At 64.9% G+C, this 385-nt stretch carries 2 pseudogenes; both read left to right on the top strand.

The window, feature by feature from the left end:
* Positions 1–265, top strand: a pseudogene (locus tag ACQB60_RS45800) (potassium-transporting ATPase subunit B); the annotation flags it as partial.
* 6 nt (positions 266–271) lie between these two features.
* Positions 272–385: pseudogene (locus ACQB60_RS45795) on the top strand (potassium-transporting ATPase subunit C); the annotation flags it as partial.

The raw sequence follows: 385 nt of genomic DNA, 5'->3' as shown, positions 1-385 counted from the left end.
GGTGGTGTATCCCGGCCTGGACAAGCTCAACATCATGGACCTGTCCAGCCCCAAGTCCGCGATCCTGTCGGCCGTCATCTTCAACGCGCTGATCATCATCGCCCTGGTCCCGCTCGCCCTGAAGGGCGTCCGCTACCGGCCGATGAGCGCCGACCGGATGCTCCGGCGCAACCTCGGGATCTACGGCCTGGGCGGGCTCGTCGCGCCCTTCATCGGCATCAAGATCATCGACCTGCTCATCTCCCTCATCCCGGGCATTGGGTGACCTGACATGAACAACTCCGTAGGAAACACCGCCCGATTGATCGGTGCCGGACTGCGCGCGCTGATCGTCCTGACCGTGGTGTGCGGCGTCATCTACCCGCTCGCCGTCACCGGGATCGCG

It is taken from the genome of Streptomyces odontotermitis (assembly GCF_050510915.1).
Classification (GTDB): Bacteria; Actinomycetota; Actinomycetes; order Streptomycetales; family Streptomycetaceae; genus Streptomyces.
This window is presented reverse-complemented; position numbering and strand designations above follow the sequence as displayed.